15 protein-coding genes are annotated in these 17,438 nt (G+C 59.9%); 13 read left to right on the top strand and 2 right to left on the bottom strand.

Annotated features, from left to right (window positions below):
• Positions 1-207: 207 nt before the first annotated feature.
• A complete protein-coding gene (locus tag GTP58_RS23390) occupies positions 208-1,599 on the top strand; it encodes a GGDEF domain-containing protein (RefSeq protein ID WP_229215718.1) in 1,392 nt (463 codons plus the stop codon).
• Here GTP58_RS23390 and GTP58_RS23385 read toward each other — a convergent pair.
• Complete coding sequence (locus GTP58_RS23385) at positions 1,596-2,732, bottom strand: thiolase family protein (protein ID WP_161079500.1); 1,137 nt, start codon at positions 2,730-2,732, stop codon at positions 1,596-1,598. The genes GTP58_RS23390 and GTP58_RS23385 overlap by 4 nt on opposite strands.
• An 86-nt stretch (positions 2,733-2,818) precedes the next feature.
• Between GTP58_RS23385 and GTP58_RS23380 the strand changes: the two genes are divergently transcribed.
• The 12 genes from GTP58_RS23380 to GTP58_RS23325 all read left to right on the top strand — a co-directional run bounded on the left by GTP58_RS23380 (position 2,819) and on the right by GTP58_RS23325 (position 16,490).
• Positions 2,819-3,385: a TetR/AcrR family transcriptional regulator gene (locus GTP58_RS23380; protein ID WP_161079499.1), complete on the top strand. Its 567-nt coding sequence runs from the start codon at positions 2,819-2,821 to the stop codon at positions 3,383-3,385.
• The gene (locus tag GTP58_RS23375) at positions 3,382-3,888 is read left to right on the top strand and encodes a methylated-DNA--[protein]-cysteine S-methyltransferase (RefSeq protein ID WP_161079498.1); all 507 of its coding nucleotides are present in this window, start codon (positions 3,382-3,384) and stop codon (positions 3,886-3,888) included. Before GTP58_RS23380 ends, GTP58_RS23375 begins: the two co-directional genes overlap by 4 nt.
• Before the next feature lie 152 nt (positions 3,889-4,040).
• Positions 4,041-4,454 carry a PAAR domain-containing protein gene (locus tag GTP58_RS23370; RefSeq protein ID WP_161079497.1) on the top strand — a complete coding sequence of 138 codons (414 nt, stop codon included), beginning with the start codon at positions 4,041-4,043 and terminating at the stop codon, positions 4,452-4,454.
• A 2-nt stretch (positions 4,455-4,456) separates the two neighbouring features.
• On the top strand, positions 4,457-4,951 hold the full coding sequence (locus GTP58_RS23365) for a DUF4123 domain-containing protein (RefSeq protein WP_161079496.1): 495 nt from the start codon (positions 4,457-4,459) through the stop codon (positions 4,949-4,951).
• Positions 4,944-5,279 (top strand): hypothetical protein, encoded by a 336-nt coding sequence (locus GTP58_RS23360; RefSeq protein WP_161079495.1) that lies wholly within the window; start codon positions 4,944-4,946, stop codon positions 5,277-5,279. The genes GTP58_RS23365 and GTP58_RS23360 overlap by 8 nt, the downstream gene beginning before the upstream one ends.
• On the top strand, positions 5,280-5,873 hold the full coding sequence (locus tag GTP58_RS23355; protein ID WP_161079494.1) for a restriction endonuclease fold toxin 5 domain-containing protein: 594 nt from the start codon (positions 5,280-5,282) through the stop codon (positions 5,871-5,873).
• Entirely contained in the window at positions 5,870-6,601 is a 732-nt protein-coding gene (locus tag GTP58_RS23350) for an Imm52 family immunity protein (protein ID WP_161079493.1), read from the top strand. Before GTP58_RS23355 ends, GTP58_RS23350 begins: the two co-directional genes overlap by 4 nt.
• Before the next feature lie 145 nt (positions 6,602-6,746).
• Positions 6,747-8,393 carry a SulP family inorganic anion transporter gene (locus GTP58_RS23345; protein ID WP_161079492.1) on the top strand — a complete coding sequence of 549 codons (1,647 nt, stop codon included), beginning with the start codon at positions 6,747-6,749 and terminating at the stop codon, positions 8,391-8,393.
• A gap of 87 nt (positions 8,394-8,480) precedes the next feature.
• A complete protein-coding gene (locus tag GTP58_RS23340) occupies positions 8,481-11,042 on the top strand; it encodes an ATP-binding protein (RefSeq protein ID WP_161079491.1) in 2,562 nt (853 codons plus the stop codon).
• Between the two features lie 47 nt (positions 11,043-11,089).
• Positions 11,090-13,273, top strand: coding sequence for an EAL domain-containing protein (locus GTP58_RS23335; RefSeq protein WP_161079490.1), 2,184 nt, complete (start codon positions 11,090-11,092; stop codon positions 13,271-13,273).
• A gap of 24 nt (positions 13,274-13,297) precedes the next feature.
• Positions 13,298-15,073: a DUF885 family protein gene (locus GTP58_RS23330; RefSeq protein ID WP_161079489.1), complete on the top strand. Its 1,776-nt coding sequence runs from the start codon at positions 13,298-13,300 to the stop codon at positions 15,071-15,073.
• A gap of 70 nt (positions 15,074-15,143) precedes the next feature.
• Complete coding sequence (locus GTP58_RS23325) at positions 15,144-16,490, top strand: DUF945 family protein (RefSeq protein ID WP_161079488.1); 1,347 nt, start codon at positions 15,144-15,146, stop codon at positions 16,488-16,490.
• Positions 16,491-16,492: 2 nt separating this feature from the next.
• On the opposite strand, the gene GTP58_RS23320 is transcribed toward GTP58_RS23325, so the two are convergent.
• On the bottom strand, positions 16,493-17,389 hold the full coding sequence (locus tag GTP58_RS23320) for an NAD-dependent epimerase/dehydratase family protein (protein ID WP_161079487.1): 897 nt from the start codon (positions 17,387-17,389) through the stop codon (positions 16,493-16,495).
• Between the last annotated feature and the right edge of the window lie 49 nt (positions 17,390-17,438).

The raw sequence follows: 17,438 nt of genomic DNA, 5'->3' as shown, positions 1-17,438 counted from the left end.
CAAAAAAAACTGATCTATAATGCAAAAAATATTGCTATTTATGAACTTTATGGCACACTAGACAGGAGAGATATTTTTATAATTAGACCCAAAACCAAAGCAGGGAGTAACATCATGGCGGATGCATTCAGCCGACCGAATAGCACAGGCGTGTTTTTTAATCCAAGCGGTGATCGACGCGCGGAGTTTCAGTCCTGCTGTGGGGAATTGTTTTCACAATTTACCCTCTGCGATAGCGTAGACAGTGCTGCCACTGCGGTGGCCAAGCGCGACACCGATTTGCTGATCCTCGACCTCACCGGGTTTGAACACCTGAACCAGCTGGCCGGCGTGGGCGCGCTGATCCGTAGCCGGTCCGGCAAGCCGATTCTCCTGCTGTGCACCTATGAACATAGCGCCTGGCTGCCGGAGCTGATGGCGTATGGCACGTTCGATTACCGTATTTGCCCTGTGCTCAACGATGAGCTGCAACAGGCCGTCAAGCAGGCGCTGACGGTGCCGGAAGACCCTGCCGCCGCCATGCAGCAAACACTGCTGGACAAGGAAAAAGAGCTGCGCGACCTGCTGGGCGTGCAGCGCAGCCTGCAACGCGCGCTGGGCGGCATCGACAATATCAACACCATGGCGTCGCAGATCTGTCTGGCGCTGTGCAATTTCCCCGGCGTGCGCCATACCTCGCTGCTACACATCAAGGAGCGCGGCGACCTGCAACTGGTGGCGCAGGAAGCGCGTAACCACCTGGACCTGGCGCGGCTGCTGCAGCGCCGCGACCGTTTGCTGCAGTCGCCGTTGCGCGATGTGTTCCCGCCGCTGATGGCGGTGTCGCGCGGCGAGATGGTGCTGCTGGATGCGCCAGAGAAGTCGGGCGATCCAGAGCTGGCCATGGCGCTGCATGACCGCAATGTCCGGATGGTGCTGGCGCTGCCGCTGCGCGCGGAACCGGGCGGACCTGAAATCGGCGCCATCTGCCTGATGTTCGACCGCCACGTCACGTTCTCGCGCGAGCAGTTTGCCTGCTTTGCCAGCCTGGCGCAATTTGTCAGCTTTGGCCTGGGCATGAGCGAATTGAAGCATCAGAACGATGCGCTGTCGGGCCAGCTGTCGCAAATGAGCACCGTGGACGCGATCACCGGCGCCGCCAATCGCCGCGCGGGCGAGGACATGCTGGACAATGAAATCCGCCGCGCACGCCGTTATGGTCTGCCATTGGCCGTGCTGTCGTTTGACGTTGGCAGCTTCCATTCGTCCAATGATTTATACGGTTCCGCCGTGGGGGATCCTGTCTTGCGCAAAATTGCCGAAACGGTGATGGGCCGCCTGCGTACCTCCGACATGCTGGCGCGCATGCGCGGTGAAGAATTCCTGATCGTGGCCACGCATACCGCCGCAGCGGATGCGGTCCGTCTGGCGGAAAAACTGCGCAGTGCAATTGCCGAGGCGGACCTGCCGAGCGCCGGTTATGGCGCCACGGTCAGCATCAGCCTGGGCGTGACGCAAGTGGCGCCGGACGAAGGCAGTGCCATTGTGCTGGATCGTCTCGATGCGGCGCTGCACCGCGCCAAGCGCGCGGGCCGCAACTGCATCGAGGTTGCTGCTTAAATCTTCTCCAGTATCGTCGCGATACCCTGGCCGCCGCCGATGCATTGGGCGGCTAGCGCGTAGCGGCCGCCTGTCCGCGCCAGCAACGATGCGGCCTTGCCCGTGATGCGCGCACCCGTTGCGCCCAGTGGATGGCCGATCGCCATGCCGCCGCCATCCAGATTCAACACCTCCGGCCGGATCCCGAGTTCGCGCACGCAGGCCAGCGCCTGCGAGGCAAAGGCTTCGTTGATTTCCGCGACATCGATGTCCTGCGCCGTCAGGCCCGCCAGCCGCAGGGCTTTTTGCGTGGCCGGAATCGGGCCTATGCCCATCAGTGCGGGATCGCAGCCGACAGCGGCCATCGAAACAATCCGCGCGGTCGGTTGCAGGCCGTGCTGGCGGGCGAATGCCTCGGATGTCACCAGTACCGCCGACGCGCCATCGGTCAGCGGCGACGAAGTGCCGGCCGTGACCACGCCATGTTCCGGATCGAATACCGGCTTGAGTGACGCCAGCGCTTCCAACGTGGTGCCAGGGCGGATGCAGCCATCTTCAGCGATGACGTCGCCATTGGCTGTGGTGATGGCGACGATTTCGTCCTTCAAGCGGCCCGCTTCGCGCGCGGCGGCGGCCTTCTGGTGCGATTGCAGCGCCAGCAGCTCCTGATCGGCGCGCGCCACTTCGTATTTGCGGGCGACGTTTTCGGCGGTGTCCCCCATGCTGATGTAGGCATCGCTATCGGCCAGCAGTTGCGGGTGAGGGGAGAAGTTGAAGCCACCTTGCGGCACCATGGTCATCGACTCAACGCCTACGCACAGATAAGCCTCGCCCAGTCCCGCCTCGATATTCGCGGCGGCGATGTGGATTGCCGACATCGACGAGCCGCAGAAGCGGTTGATGGTCATGGCGCTGACCGCATGCGGGAAGCCCGCCAGCAGCGAGACGATGCGCGCCAGGTTATTGCCTTGCGAGGACTCCGGATACGCGCAGCCGAGGATAACGTCGTCCAGCAAGGCGGGATCGACGCCGGTGCGCTGCATCAGGCCCTTGACAACCTGCGCGCCCAGATCGTCGGGACGCACCTCGGCCAGCTTGCCTTTGCGGGCGAAATGAAAGGGCGAACGGGCATAGCCACTGATAACTGCTTTCATGATGACACCTTTAAGTGATGATCGTAATGTTTGATATATTACGCCCATAATATATACTGTCAATAGCGTAGAAGTGGGAGACGATCATGAAAGTCAGCAGGGAACAAGTAGCGCTCAACCGTGAGCGCATCGTGGAAACAGCCGCACGGCTGTTCCGTGAAAAAGGGTATGACGGCATTGGTGTCGCCGATTTGATGAAGAGCGCTGGGCTGACGCATGGCGGTTTCTACGGCCATTTCGCGTCCAAGGAAGACCTGCTCGCGGAGGCCACCGCGCACGCGCTGAAAAAATCGGTCGAGCGCTGGGAAGGCTATCTGGCCGAAGACCGGGATGCGGCGATGGAGAAAATCACCGATGGCTACCTGACCATCAAGCATCGCGACCATCCAGAGAAAGGCTGCTCCGTTACCGCGCTGGGCGCGGACATCGCCCGCCTTGGCGGCAAGGCCCGTCACGCGATCGCGGAAGGCGCGGTCGGCCAGATGGCAGTGCTGGAACAGCTGATGACCGGAGACGACGCGGCCGAGCGCCGCAAGCAGGCGATTGCCACCTACGCCGCCATGGTCGGCGCCATCGTCCTGTCGCGCGCGGTGGATGACGAAGCACTGTCGGTGGAAATCCTGGAAGCCGTCAAACAGTCGCTGACCGCATGACGCATTACGATTACATGTGGGTGGCATCACCAGTGGGCAAATTGCAGCTGGTGGCCAAAGGCGATGCGCTGGCCGCCATACTGTGGGAAAACGAGCGCCCGAACCGCGTGCGGCTGGAACCCATGATCGAAAACCGCAGCAGCGCCGTGCTGGCGAAAGTGGCCGGGCAACTGGCCGAATACTTTGCCGGCCAGCGCAGCAGGTTCGAGGTCAAACTGGACTTCAAAGGGACGGATTTCCAGCAGCAGGTCTGGGCGGCGCTGCTGACGATACCGTTCGGCGAAACCAGGACCTACTCCCAGATCGCCAGACAGATCGGCAAACCTGCGGCGGTACGCGCCGTGGGCGCGGCGAACGGCCGCAACCCCATCTCCATCATCGCCCCATGCCATCGCGTGATCGGCGCCAGCGGCGATCTGACTGGCTTTGCCGGCGGCCTGGCCGCCAAGCAAACGCTGTTGACCATCGAAGGTGCGCTGACTAAGCTTGGCATTCTTACTTAGATGAAAACCCGCAAATTCTAACGATGTAAGAAATGATAGTCAGATGGTCGGCGAGTGTCATAACGTAGTTCCAATCCCCACACAATTGACCTAAATGCAAAAAATCACCATACTTAAATTGCTTTTTTAATATTGGTGATTTTGGGGTGAGCATGAACAAGCCGATAGTTCGTATGGGCGATAAGACTAGCCACGGAGGTACCGTTATCAGTGGCGACACTACTTGGCTTATCTACGATAAGCCTGTTGCCAGGGTTGGAGATCTTACTGTATGTCCTAAATGCAAGGGTACATTTCCTATTACGCAAGGAGCTGATGATCTGACCGGATTCGGCCAGGCAGCTGCCAAGCACGGAGATAAGACTGCATGCGGAGCCATACTCATTTCCACGCAGGCGTCAGCTTGGTGGGATTTTCAGTCCAGTCAGCTCGAAGCAGCGTCCAGCTCGTCTATAGGGCATCTTGAATCAACGACCAAGGCGATCGCGCAGGAGGCACCGACGATCTGTCTGGAATGTCTTGCTGCTGCCGCAGCAGCTGGCACAGCCCTTGTGGTGAGAAGCTAAAGATGACGCGTGTTATCGAAAGATTCCAGATGCTTAAGCTAAAGCTAGATACGCTTAATCTCTATGCTCTAGTGGACGGCTTTCAGTATGAAGTGCATACCGGCGTGCGAATGCGGCATGAGGCCAATACTAATCGTGCGGTTTTTTCAGGGACAGCGGACGAGCCGCTCGCGCATGCCGGGCCATGGCTGATTGATATAACAAAGTCAGCGGTGCAGTTAGAGGAGATTGAGGCTCTGGAGCAGGCATTGCCTTCGGTTTCGTGGATCATCACGCATGTTGATTTGGAAGGGCTGTCGCAGCTGTTGCAATTGAAGCTTGATGCTCAATTACCCGATGGACATAACGTGCTGCTTCGGTTTTACGATCCCCGAGTATTAGGCAATCTCTATCTCACCCTGGATGGTCAGCAGCGCGACGAGTTCTTTCATCTCATCGATGAATGGCATTTTATGTATAAAGGCCAGTGGGTGGTGGCCGGGAGAAACCATGCTTAAGTTTAGTGAGGTTCAGCTCGCCCAACTCGACAGGTTGGAAAAACACCAATATGTCGTGGAGGTTCGTCAAAATATACTGACACAGTATCCATCCCTCGTCGACCGGGCAGGTCTGGATGAGCGTCTTGAAAAAGCATATGGGCAGGCAGTGGAGTTGGGGTTCGTAAACGGATCGTCGATCACACAATTTTTGTATTACGAAGCTTTTGCGCCTTGCTTTTATAGAGAACCAGCAATTCACGCGTGGTTGTCAAAGCCAGGCCAAAGTGTGGAGCAACGCTTTTCTGATTTGAACGCGAAGTTGAAATCAAAGTTAAAGGGTTTTTAAATGGCCGCACTCGCTGTTCCCCTGGTAGAAGGAGCTGCTCTTGCATTGCTTCGAGCACTGGGTGTTATTGCCGTGACTGGAGCTGGTGCAGTCGCAGTTAATGAAGCTGCGAAAAAGAAAGCCGAGGCCGCAGAAAAGGCAAAGGTGGCTCCAATTGCGCAGGCAGGAACGCAGTCCAAGACTCGCGATGCCTGTTCAAAGTGTCCACCGGACTGCGGCACCTTGGTCACCAGAAATTGGAATATGTCGGAGGAATCCCGAGGGTATCAGGCGCGTATCACAGGTTTTGCTCCAATGACAGAGTGGAGCTTTAAAGGATCGGACTTTGATGGGTTTAAATCTCAAGCGTGTATGTTGCTGGAGGCGAAAGCAAAGTACGATCAGTTTTTCAATGCGGCAGGCCAGCCCAAGCTCTTCTTTAGCTTTACCGGGTTGCCGAAGATATCGGCGCAAGCTTCACGGCAATCCTTGATCGTTGAGACATCGATGCCCGCTTCGTTACATTGGCATTTCATGCAGCCGTTAAGCTACCGATACTTTACCGAGGTCTTCCAGGATTCTTTTTTTCCAATCGCAACGCATCTGACACCATGAGCCTCTACCTTAAAATTAGCGCCAATTTTCGAACAGGCGTAACTTTACCGACAATAGAAGATCAATATTACGATCTGTGGAAGCTAGCGTCAGTTCTATCGACAATCGGTCTTCCGATTAGCGATTGGTGTCCTCCCGCTGACACCCCTGCCAATTCACGTCTAAACGCCGCTTTTAATACGACTGGCCCGACCGATGCGGCCCTTGCTATCGCCAGAGCAGATAAGGATAATCACGCGCCGGATTTACGCACACTTGGCGTTTGGAATGGACAAGAAAATGTGGGAGGAACGACACTTACGACGATGTATAACACGGGCCGTATTCCCTCAAATCTGTCTTTGATCGAAGATGGCATTCCGGCTTTTGAGGATTATCAAAACGTAGTCGAGCTGGTACGTGGAATCGTGGAGATCTGGAGCCCTATGCTGGTAAAAGTGACACCATGGGGATATGACGATCACAAAATTTTCCAGGATCGTCCGCCGGTGGGATGGATGATTTATCTCCCCTTTGAATTAACACCTCAACAGGTGCCTGAGGCAGCGCAAGTCATCGTCATTGCGGACAAGCAGAAGAAGGGCATATCAGGCACGCTCCTCATTTCCACTACCGACGTCTTCTCTGCCGAAAATCCAGCACATGTCCAGATCGCAAATGCAATCGAAACCCGGCTCGTCGATCAAGATCTTTTGCCTACGCTGAGAGAGTTCTTGACCCGGTTTTGAACCATCTACTTGCTGCTCCATATGACGGAGTAGGGTTATTCTTAGACCGCCATACTGTTGCTTATGACTTTTTGAAATAAGCTTATGAGAAATAGTTATTTGCGGTAAACTGACGGCATTTCCAAGTTGAGCCGTAACGAACAAAATGTTGCAATGGTTGAAGCGATACCGGCGTCACCAGCTCCCGGGCGATATTAGTGCCGGGCTGGTGGTGGCGATGATGATGATTCCGCAAGGGATGGCCTATGCGCTGGTGGCGGGGCTGCCGCCGGTGGTCGGGATCTATGCCAGCATTGCGCCGCCCGTCGTCTATGCGCTGTTCGGCAGCAGCATGACGCAGTCGGTCGGCCCGATGGCCATTATCTCGCTCATGACCGCCGCTGCGATCGGCCCCATGGCGGCGCCGGGTTCCGCGCTGGCGGGCGTGCTGGCGGCGCAGCTGGCGCTGGTGGCCGGCGCGGTGCTGCTGCTGTGCGGCTTGCTGCGCATGGGCTTTCTGGCCAACTTTTTCTCCCGTCCTGTGATGAGCGGCTTTACGGTCGGCTCGGCCATTGTCATCGCGACCGATCAGTTGCGTACCTTGCTTGGCGCCGCGCTGCCCCAGGCCCATCTGCCCAGCGCAGCGCTGGGTGTGGGCGCGCTGCTGGTGCTGGTGCTGGCGCGGATGTACGGCGCGGCGCTGCTCAAACGCTGCGGTCTGCCGCCCGTCGCTGCCGATATTGGCGCCAAGCTGGCGCCGATGTTTGTGGTCCTGGGCGGCATTCTGCTGATGGCGACGACAGGGCTGGCCGATATGGGCATACGCACCACCGGCGCCGTGCCGGCTGGCCTGCCGCATCTGAATCTGGCGTCCTCCAGCGCGCATTGGCGCGCCTTGCTGCAACCGGGTTTGCTGATCGGCTTTATCGTATTCCTGATGTCGATGTCCGGCGCGCAGGCGCTGGCGCTCAAGCGCAATGAAAAGCTGGTCAGCAATCATGAGCTGATCGGCCTCGGTGCGGCCAATGTGGCGAGCGCGCTGTCTGGCGGTTTTCCGGTGACGGGCAGCCTGTCGCGCTCCGCTGTGAATTTCGCCGCCGGCGCCAACACGCCACTGGCGAGTTTGATCACGGCGATGCTGCTGGCCTGCGCATTGTTGGCGCCAACCGGTTGGCTGTCGCTGCTGCCGTTGCCGGTGCTGGCGGCCACCATCATCGTTGCCGTGCTGGGCATGCTGGAGATGGGGATTTTGCACACCGCCTGGCAGTATGACCGTGGCGATGCGCTGGCGTGGGGCGCGACCTGCCTCGGCGTGCTGGTGCTGGGGGTGGAGGCGGGCGTGATCATTGGCGTGGCGCTGTCCATGGGCACCCTGATCTGGCGCGCCAGCCGTCCGCACATCGCGGTGCTGGGGCGCATCGCCGGCACCGAGCATTTCCGCAATATCGAGCGCTATCCGGCTGAAACCCAGCCAGAATTGCTGGCGCTGCGCATCGATGCCAATTTGTTCTTCGGCAACGTGGAAGCAGTGAGCGAACGCATCGAATGCGAGCTGGCCACGCACCACAGCGCGCGTGACCTGGTGCTGGTGATGTCGGCGGTCAGCTCTATCGATACGACCGCGCTGATGTCGTTGTCGGAATTGAATCAGAGCGTCAAACGGCGCGGCATCGGCCTGCACCTGGCTGAGGTGAAAGGGCCGGTCATGGATCGTCTACGCAATAGTACGTTCCTGCAGGAATTGAACGGTAAAGTCTTCCTGAGTACAGCCAACGCGTTCGATCAATTACATACTCATAAGGATGTTGCTTGAGCGCAAATTTACATAGACTTCAAGCTGGATTGAACCTATGATCTAAGTCGTAGCAGCAAAGATTAACCCCCAAAGAATGGTTTTCCGATGTTGGTCCGACTTGCCCGCCGTGCAGGAAAAGTATCGATCGCCGTATTCGTCAGCGTGACGCTCACCGCCGTGGTGACACTGGTTCTGACGACGTTTGCGCTGTATTTCTACCAGGTCGAACGCGCACAGCGCTGGGAGCAGCTGCATAAGACACTGGCCAACAGCGCCGACGAGCTGGCGTCCGCCGTGGCGCTGCCGGCCTGGAATTTCGACGAAACCCAAATCGTCACCATCATGAAGAGCGGTCTGAGTAACCGCGACCTGTACGCCAGCGCGGTGGCGCCGGTGGCCAGCAACCATCCTTTCATCCTCACCCGCAATGAACAGGCGCAGCTGGTGCCGGCGGAGCGCTTGCCGTCCGATCCCGAGCTGCTGTCCGAGCAGCGGCCCATCGTGGCGGGTGGGCAGAATATCGGCACCATTACCGTGTATGCCTCGCCGGCGGTGCTGATCGAGCAGCTGCGCCAGCGCCTGTACACCATCGCCGGCCTGATTTTCGTGCTGGACGTGACGCTGGTGCTCAGCCTTTATCTGCTGCTATGGCAGCTTATCCTCAAGCCGCTGACCAATATCGAGCGTTACGCGGCCAGCGTGAAAGCGGGCCAGAATCCGGGCGCCTCGCCGCCGCGCGACTGGTACACGGGCGAACTGAAAACACTGAATGCCTCGATCCGAGAGATGGTGCGGCTCATGGAGAGCCGCTACGTGGCCATGCATGCGAGCGAAGAGCGCCTGCAGATCGCCTCCGGTGCGGCGGCCATCGGCATCTGGGACTGGAATATCGCCACGGACGAAATGGTGTGGGACGAGCAGATGTACCGGCTGCATGGCCTGGAAGGCCGCAAGCTGGAAAAACCCATGCATAGCTGGCGCAGCATGATCCATCCGGACGACGCGATTCCTACCGAAATGCTGCTGCAACAGGCACTCAACGGCAGCGCGGAATTTGATGTGGAGTTCCGCCTGATCTGGCCTGACGGTTCGCTGCACTATCTGAAAGCGGACGCCATGATCTTCCGCGATGCGGACGGCCATCCTCAGCGCATGGTCGGCGTGAATTACGACGTCACGGGCAGCCGCACAGCGGAAGCGGAACTGCGCCGCCACCGCATTCACCTCGAGGAGCTGGTGGCTGAACGTACCAACGCGCTGTCGGTGGCGGTGCGCCAGGCGCAGGCGGCGAACCGTGCCAAGTCCACCTTCCTGGCAAATATGAGCCATGAGCTGCGCACGCCGCTGAACTCCGTGATCGGTTTCTCGCGCCTGATGGCGGACTCCAAGAACATGCTGCCGGAAGAGAAGCGCAACCTGGCCATCATCCACCGCTCCGGCCAGCATCTGCTTACGCTGATTAACGATATTCTTGAACTGTCCAAGATCGAGGCTGGCCGCGCCGTGTTGCAAACGGAGGTGGTCAACCTTAACGACATGCTGCAGGAAGTCATGGACATGGTCAGCATGCGCGCCGGCCAGACCGGCGTGGAGCTGGTGCTGGACAGCGTCGGCCTGCCGGCCAGCGCGCGTGTGGACGGGACCAAGCTGCGCCAGGTGCTGCTGAATCTGATGTCGAACGCGGTCAAGTTCACCGCGCAGGGCAAGGTGACGCTGAAAGTACGCTGCAGCGCGCGCAACGGCGCCTGTGAGCTGACGTTTTCCGTGATCGACAATGGCCCCGGCATTGCCGCCGAAGACCAGTCGCGTATCTTTGAACCGTTCATCCAGGCCGATGGTCCGGGGGCGAAAGAGGGCACCGGCCTGGGGCTGACCATCTCGCGCGAATTCGTGCAGCTGATGGGCGGCACGCTGGCGCTGCAATCGGCGCCGGGCGAGGGCGCTACGTTCTCGTTCACGGTGGCGGTGCAGGTCGCGGATGAGGCGCCGGTGGCCGGCGAGGATGAAGTCAGCCCGCTGCAACCGCAGCAGCGCCGCCGCATCCTGGTCGCCGACGACAACGCCGATGGCTGCACGCTGCTGGAAAGCCTGCTTAAACCGCTGGGCTTCGAGATTGCCGCAGTCGGCGATGGCGCGCAGGCGCTGGCCATGGTGGATGTATGGCAGCCGGACCTGGTGTTCATGGACTGGCGCATGCCGACGCTGGACGGCATCAGCGCTACACGCCAGATCCGCGCCAACCCGGATATTCAACAGCCGCGCATCGTCATGCTGACAGCGTCCGCCTTCACCGAAGAGCGCGAGGAGGCGCTGCACGCCGGCGCCGATGAATTCCTGCGCAAGCCGGTGGAACAGGAGCAGCTGTACGCCGTGCTGGAGCAGCAGCTCGATCTGCAGTTCGTGCGCCGTCATCACGGCGTGCGCCAGGCCGCGCCGCAGCCGCTGGCGGCGCAAGACTTGCGCCAGCTGGCGCCCGTGCTGCGCGCTGAACTGAAGACGGCTCTACAGGAGCTGAATCTGTCGCGCGTGGCGCAGTTGCTGGCGCCATTGCCGCCGGCGCTGGGCGATGTGGTGGCGCGCATCGAGCATATGATTCAGCTGCACCAGTACCCGCAACTCTGCGCATTGCTGGATCAGGCGGGTAATGAATTGGTGGCCTCGGCCTGACCGGTATATCATAGAGAATGCAGCTAATCAGGCGAGAGAGTTTTTACATGCATCGGGATTTGTCGGAACAACAGACCAAGGGCGAAGTGCTGATCGTGGAAGACACGCCGGCCTCGCTCAAGCTACTCAGCGACCTGCTGACGGAAGCGGGGTACTACGTGCGCCAGGCGCCAAATGGCGAACTGGCCCTGTGGACCGCGCAATCGCGGCCGCCGGAACTGATTCTGCTCGACATCCGCATGCCCGGCATCGATGGCTTTGAAGTCTGCCGCCGCCTGAAAGCCACGCCAGAACTAAACCAGGTGCCGGTGATCTTCCTGTCCGCCCAACACGACACCGACGACAAGGTACGCGGCTTTGAACTGGGCGCGGTCGACTTTATCGCCAAGCCGTTCCAGGCCGAGGAAATCCTGGCCCGTACCGACGCCCACGTCAAGCTGGGGCGGGCGCAGAAAGCGCTGGCGGAAGAACGCGCCTTGCTGGAGCAGCGCGTGGCGGAACGCACCGCCGAACTGGCGCGGGAAGTGGAACAGCGCCGCGCCAACGAGGAATTCCTGCGTCTCGCCAGCCAGGTGTTTGAGGCGACGCAGGACGCGATTGTGGTCACCGACCGCGACGCCCGCATCGTCGCCACCAATCCTGCCTTCACGCAGATCTCCGGCTACACCGCGCAGGAAGTGCTGGGGCAGAGCGTCGGCCTGCTGCATGCGGGCGATATGGATGCCAGCTCCTTCGCCACCATGGTGACTTCGGTGGTCAAAACCGGCCACTGGTCGGGCGAAATCCTGGCGCGCCGCAAGAATGGCGACACCTTTCCCGGCCTGCTCAGCGCTTCCGTAGTGCGGGATGAACAGGGCCATGTCATCAACCACGTGGCGGTGTTCATGGACATCACCGAGCGCAAGGCCGAGCAGCACCTGATCGACTTCCTGTCCAACCACGACGCGCTGACCGGACTGCCGAACCGCATGCTGGCGCGCGAACGCTTCGTGCAGGTGCTGTCCACCGCGCGCCGCGATGGCCGCTGCGTCGCGCTCATGTGCCTGGACCTGGACCGCTTCAAGAGCATCAATGACTCGTACGGCCATGACATGGGCGACAAGGCGCTGCAGGTGGTGGCCAAGTACCTGAGCGAGACTGTACGGGAAGGGGATATCGTCAGCCGTCACGGCGGCGATGAATTCCAGATCATTGTGGCCGACGACGCGCAACTCAATGACACCATCGCGCTGGCGCAGAAAATCCTGGCTGGCCTGCGCAAGGAACTCATGATCGACGGCCAGCAGATCACCGTCACTTCCAGCATCGGCATCGCCGTCAGCCTCACCGATGGCGAGAGCTTCGATGAACTGGTGCGCAATGCCGATACGGCGCTGTTCCGCGCCAAGGAGATCGGCCGTGACAACTACGCCTTCTTCACCGAGCGCATGGATGCGGAAATCCGCGACAAGCTGGCGATCCAGAGCCAGCTGCGTGGCGCCATCGCGCGCAACGAGTTTGAAGTCCATTACCAGCCGCAGGTCTGCCTGAAGACTGGCGCCATGGTTGGCGCGGAGGCGCTGCTGCGCTGGGATAACGCAGTGCTGGGCAAGGTGCCGCCCAACCGCTTCATTCCGCTGGCCGAAGAGTATGGCCTGGTCAACTCGATCGGTGAATGGGTGCTGGAGAGCGTGTGCGCGCAGATGAAGGTGTGGCACGAACAGGGGCTGGGCCAGATCAAGGTCGCCGTCAACCTGGCGGCGGGGCAGTTCGCTCACGATGCTACCGTGCCCTATGTGGAAAGCACGTTGCGCAAATATGGCCTGGCGCCGGAATATCTGGGTCTGGAAATCACCGAAGGCACGGTGATGGGCGATCCGAATAAAGCCGTGGCGTCGCTGCGCCGCTTGAAGGACATTGGCGTCCACATTTCGCTGGACGACTTTGGTACGGGCTATTCCAGTCTCAGTTATCTGAAGCGCTTCCCGATTGACGTGCTGAAGATCGATAAATCCTTCGTCGATGATGTGACCACCAACAGCGCGGATTCGGCCATCGCGTTGTCCGTCATCTCGCTGGCGCACAACCTGAATATGCGCGTGATTGCAGAAGGTGTAGAGACGCGCGAGCAGGTGCAGTTCCTCACCGAACATGGTTGCGATGAGATGCAGGGCTACTATTTCAGCCGCCCGCTAAACGCCGAAGGATTCAGCGCACTGCTGCGCGAGAGTCGTAATTTGCAGGATATGTAAAACAACCTTTCTCCCTGGAGTGCTATGGAAAAGAAGTTCAGCGCCGCGATAGCCGGTGCATGCATGCTGTTGTGTCTTGGTGCCGCCAACGCTGCGGCGACGGCGGTTAAAGCAGCTCCAGCGGACGCCCAGTTCAAGGCGATCTACACCCAGGAGTGGAAGTGGCGTCTGAGCCAGAAGCAGGAAGACGGCGAGGATGACGACGACAGCGGCGTATCGCCCGCGCTGCCGCGTATCGATCTCGCCACGCAGAACAGCCGCACCGCCTATTGGCAGGGCGTAATGAAAAAGCTGGAGGGCATCAAGGAGTCAAAACTGTCGGCGCCGGAGCGCATCAACTACCAGGTGTACAAGGCGCAGATTGCCGCCTTCCTCGCCGCCCAGCAGTTCCGCGAATTTGAAAAGCCGCTCAACGCCGACAGCGCCTTCTGGTCGAACATGGCCGGCACCGCGCGTCGAACCATGGCCACCGAGGCCGAGTACCGCGATTATCTGAAACAGCTGGCCGACGTGCCACGCTACTTCAACGACGAAATCGTCAACATGCGTGCCGGCCTGGCGCGCGGCTTCACGCCGCCAAAGGTCACGCTGGTCGGCCGCGACGCGTCCATCACCTCGGTGAGCGATGCGAAGATGCCGCAGGACACTGTGTTCTACCTGCCATTCAAGACCATGCCGGCCAGTATGCCGGCCGCCAAACAGGAAGAGCTGCGCGCGCAGGGCGTGAAGGCGATTGAAACGGCGGTGGTCCCGGCCTATAAAAACCTGCTGAAGTTCATGCGCGAAGAGTATGTGCCCAAAGCGCGCGAGGAACTGGCGGCGGAAAGCTTGCCGGATGGTAAAGCCTACTACCAGTCGAAGATCGTGGAGTTCACCACCACCTCGCTGAGCGCGGACCAGATCCACAACATCGGCCTGGAAGAAATGGCCAAGATCCGCGCCGAGATGCAGGACGTGATCAAGCAGGTTGATTTTAAAGGCGATCTGCCGGCCTTCCTGCAATTCCTGCGTACCGATCCGCAGTTCTACGCCAAAACGCCGGAAGAACTGCTGATGCGCTCTGCCTGGGTGGCCAAGAAATTTGACGGCAAAGTGGCGCAGTACTTTGGCTATCTGCCGCGCCGCCGCTTTGCGGTGATACCGGTGCCGGACGACCAGGCGCCGTTCTACACTTCGGGCCGCGGCGGTCCTGGCGTCTACCTGGTCAACACCTACAACCTGCCATCGCGCGCGCTGTACAGCATGCCGGCGCTGACGTTGCACGAATCGGCGCCGGGCCATGCGTTCCAGATGCCGGTGGCGATGGAGCAGAAGGGACGTCCGCCATTCCGCAATGCCTACATCTCGGCTTTCGGTGAGGGCTGGGCGCTGTACAGCGAACGCCTGGGAGCCGAAATGGGCATGTATGAAACGCCGTACGAAGTATTTGGCATGCTCAGTTATCAGGCCTGGCGTGCTTCCCGCCTGGTGGTGGACACCGGCATCCACAGCAAGGGCTGGACCCGCAAACAGGCGCAGGACTACCTGCATGCCAACACTGCGCTGTCGGACCATGAAATTGAAACGGAAGTGGACCGCTATATTTCGTGGCCGGGCCAGGCGCTGTCCTACTACCTGGGCGAAATGAGCATCATCAACGCACGTAAGAAAGCGGAAAAGGCGCTGGGCCAGAAGTTCGATATCCGCGCCTTCCACGACACGGTGCTGCAACTGGGATCGGTGCCGCTGCCGGTGCTGGAGGCGCGCGTCGACCAGTTCATCGCGGATGGCGGCAAGAGCCCGTACTCTAGTCTTGAGTGACAAAGTGCGTATTTCTTGAGGGTAAAGCTTCAGTAGAATTGCGCTCTTTTGACATTCTCCTGGTCTTCCCTTGAAAAAAACTGCCCTCGCATTTGCAATGACCAGCGCCATGCTGGTCATTCCCGTTTACGCTGCCGATCCAGCTGCAACGCCAGCTCCACCGCAGTTGCCGGAATTCCTGACCCCGGCGACGCTTGAGACGCTCAAGCAGGCCAGCCAGGAACTGACTGCGGCAACGGGCAGCGAACGTAATGTGGCCAAAATCTGGGAAAAATACGCCAACTTTGAATTCTCGCCGGCATTGCGGCCGAAGCTGAAAGAGATGTTCGGCGCCGAGCGTCCGTTCCCGATCACGCGTACCGATGGTCCTAAAGGCCAGATCAATTACATCGGCAAGCTGGCGCCTTACCTGTACGTACAAGGCAATGGCACGGACTTCAACTGGTCCGAAATGACGCTCAAGCTGTCGACCGAAAAGACAGGCCGTAGTATGACCATGGACATGCAGTGGCCGTCGCTGGTGATGGCGCGTTCCGATTTTTCGGTAAGCATGGAAAACATGACGCTGGTGGCGAAGCAGCAGCGCGCAGCGGACGGCGTGGACTACGGCGTCGCCAATTTCGGCGTTGAGCTGGTCTCCGCGCGCGATGTGACGGTTGGCGACAAGGCGGCGGAAAAGCCGCTGCGCTTTGAAGGCATCACCGCGCGTTCGGAAACTTCCCGTCGCGGCAATAACGTGGAAATTGCCTACCGTTCGACGGTCAAGGCCATGGTGATGGGTGACGAGCGCGTGGATCACGCCAACTTCGCTTTCCGCCTCACCAATGTGCCGGTGAAGGTGATGGCTGATTTCAGCCGCTCCATGCGTGAGCAGAACGCCCAGAAGTTGGATCCTAAAGCGCAGCAAGAGCTGATGTTGAAGAATATGAAGGACCTCGGCAAGCGCGCGCTCCAGTCGGGCGCGGTGCTGCTCATCGACGATATCAGTGCCGGCTATCGCGGCAACGTCGCTGCGATAAAAGGCCGCGTGTCCTTCGCGAAGACGGTGGATGCCGACTTCCAGGACATCAAAGCGATCATGAAGAAGATCGTGGCGCACTTTGAAGTACGGGTGCCGGTTGCCCTGATCCGCGATGTCGGCCGTGCCATCTCGGCCCGTAGCGTGGATGCCAGCGCCGCCGACGCCGCGCGCCAGATCGATGCCGGCGCCGACGCCATTGTCAGCTTCGTGGTGGGCAAAGCCGTCAGCAGCGGCTTTGCCGTGGTGGAGAAGGACGAGCTGCGCTCGACCATCGACATCAAGGACGACAAGCTGTCGATTAACGGCAAGTCGATGGAGCTGCCGAAGAACCTGGGCATTAAAGCCGCGCCGGAAGCGAAACCGGCGCCAGCGCCGGAAACCAAGCCGACTCCCTAAACTCAGGTGCGCAGCATATCGTTCGCAATCCAGTTCAGCACTGGCGGGCGATGTGGCTGCCATCCCAGCTGCGTGCGTGCGCGTTGGCCACGTACGCGGCTGTTGGAACCGAGGCCGTAGGAGGCCATCTCGTAACCCCATTCTTCTTTGGCCTGTTCCAGTGGCCAGTCCTGCGGCGGCGCCAGGTCCAGTGCCCTGGCGATCGCCGCGCTCATCTCGCCGAATGCCGCTTCGCCGCTTTCGACAAAATAGAACGCGCCCGCTTCGGTGTTTTCCAGTGCCAGCAGATACAGGTCAACCGCGTCGTCGATGTGCACATTCGACCAGATGTTGCGGCCCGGGCCGACGTGGCGCACGATGCCGCTCTTGCGCGCCTGCTTGAGCAAACGTGGCAGCTGCACGGAGTCGCGCGGCAGCGCGCCGTGACCGTAGATCAGCGTATTGCACAGCACTGCGGAGCGCACGCCCTGGCTGGCCGCGTCCAGTACCAGCTTGTCGATGGCGACCCGCGCGGCCTTGTCGGCGGTCGGCGCCGGCAGCTTGTCTTCGTAGTAGATCTGGTCGGTGCCTTCGCCGCCCGAGGCGTCGCCGACGATGCTGGAGCCGCTGGTGTGCAGGAATACCTTGCCGGAACCGGCAAGGGCGTCGATAAAGGCTTCCACCGCAGCGCGGTTGTCGCTGCTGGCGGCGTTGATGACAGCATCCGCTGCCTGGGCCTGGACGATCAGCAGATCACGGTCGGTGAGTGTGCCGAGTACACCGGTGACGCCGATCTTTTTCACTTCTTCCAGGTGTTCCGGCTTGCGCACCAGGCCAACCACTTCATGGCCAGCCTTGACCAGGCCCGCTGCAATCGAACTGCCGATAAAACCGGCCGCGCCGGTGACAAATACTTTCATGTTCTGCTCCGAGATTCATTTCCTGAAGCAGAGAGTATGGGGACGCGGG

Origin of the sequence: Duganella sp. CY15W, assembly GCF_009857555.1 — a bacterium.
Classification (GTDB): Bacteria; Pseudomonadota; Gammaproteobacteria; order Burkholderiales; family Burkholderiaceae_D; genus Rugamonas; species Rugamonas sacchari.
This window is presented reverse-complemented; position numbering and strand designations above follow the sequence as displayed.

Excerpts from the sequence above, each read along its gene's own strand:
- GTP58_RS23350 (WP_161079493.1), top strand. The coding sequence starts at position 5,870 with ATGAGCCTCTACCTTAAAATTAGCGCCAATTTTCGAACAGGCGTAACT.
- GTP58_RS23365 (WP_161079496.1), top strand. The coding sequence starts at position 4,457 with ATGACGCGTGTTATCGAAAGATTCCAGATGCTTAAGCTAAAGCTAGAT.
- GTP58_RS23360 (WP_161079495.1), top strand. The coding sequence starts at position 4,944 with ATGCTTAAGTTTAGTGAGGTTCAGCTCGCCCAACTCGACAGGTTGGAA.
- GTP58_RS23375 (WP_161079498.1), top strand. The coding sequence starts at position 3,382 with ATGACGCATTACGATTACATGTGGGTGGCATCACCAGTGGGCAAATTG.
- GTP58_RS23385 (WP_161079500.1), bottom strand. The coding sequence starts at position 2,732 with ATGAAAGCAGTTATCAGTGGCTATGCCCGTTCGCCCTTTCATTTCGCC.
- GTP58_RS23380 (WP_161079499.1), top strand. The coding sequence starts at position 2,819 with ATGAAAGTCAGCAGGGAACAAGTAGCGCTCAACCGTGAGCGCATCGTG.
- GTP58_RS23355 (WP_161079494.1), top strand. The coding sequence starts at position 5,280 with ATGGCCGCACTCGCTGTTCCCCTGGTAGAAGGAGCTGCTCTTGCATTG.
- GTP58_RS23370 (WP_161079497.1), top strand. The coding sequence starts at position 4,041 with ATGAACAAGCCGATAGTTCGTATGGGCGATAAGACTAGCCACGGAGGT.
- GTP58_RS23345 (WP_161079492.1), top strand. The coding sequence starts at position 6,747 with ATGTTGCAATGGTTGAAGCGATACCGGCGTCACCAGCTCCCGGGCGAT.
- GTP58_RS23340 (WP_161079491.1), top strand. The coding sequence starts at position 8,481 with ATGTTGGTCCGACTTGCCCGCCGTGCAGGAAAAGTATCGATCGCCGTA.
- GTP58_RS23320 (WP_161079487.1), bottom strand. The coding sequence starts at position 17,389 with ATGAAAGTATTTGTCACCGGCGCGGCCGGTTTTATCGGCAGTTCGATT.
- GTP58_RS23335 (WP_161079490.1), top strand. The coding sequence starts at position 11,090 with ATGCATCGGGATTTGTCGGAACAACAGACCAAGGGCGAAGTGCTGATC.
- GTP58_RS23330 (WP_161079489.1), top strand. The coding sequence starts at position 13,298 with ATGGAAAAGAAGTTCAGCGCCGCGATAGCCGGTGCATGCATGCTGTTG.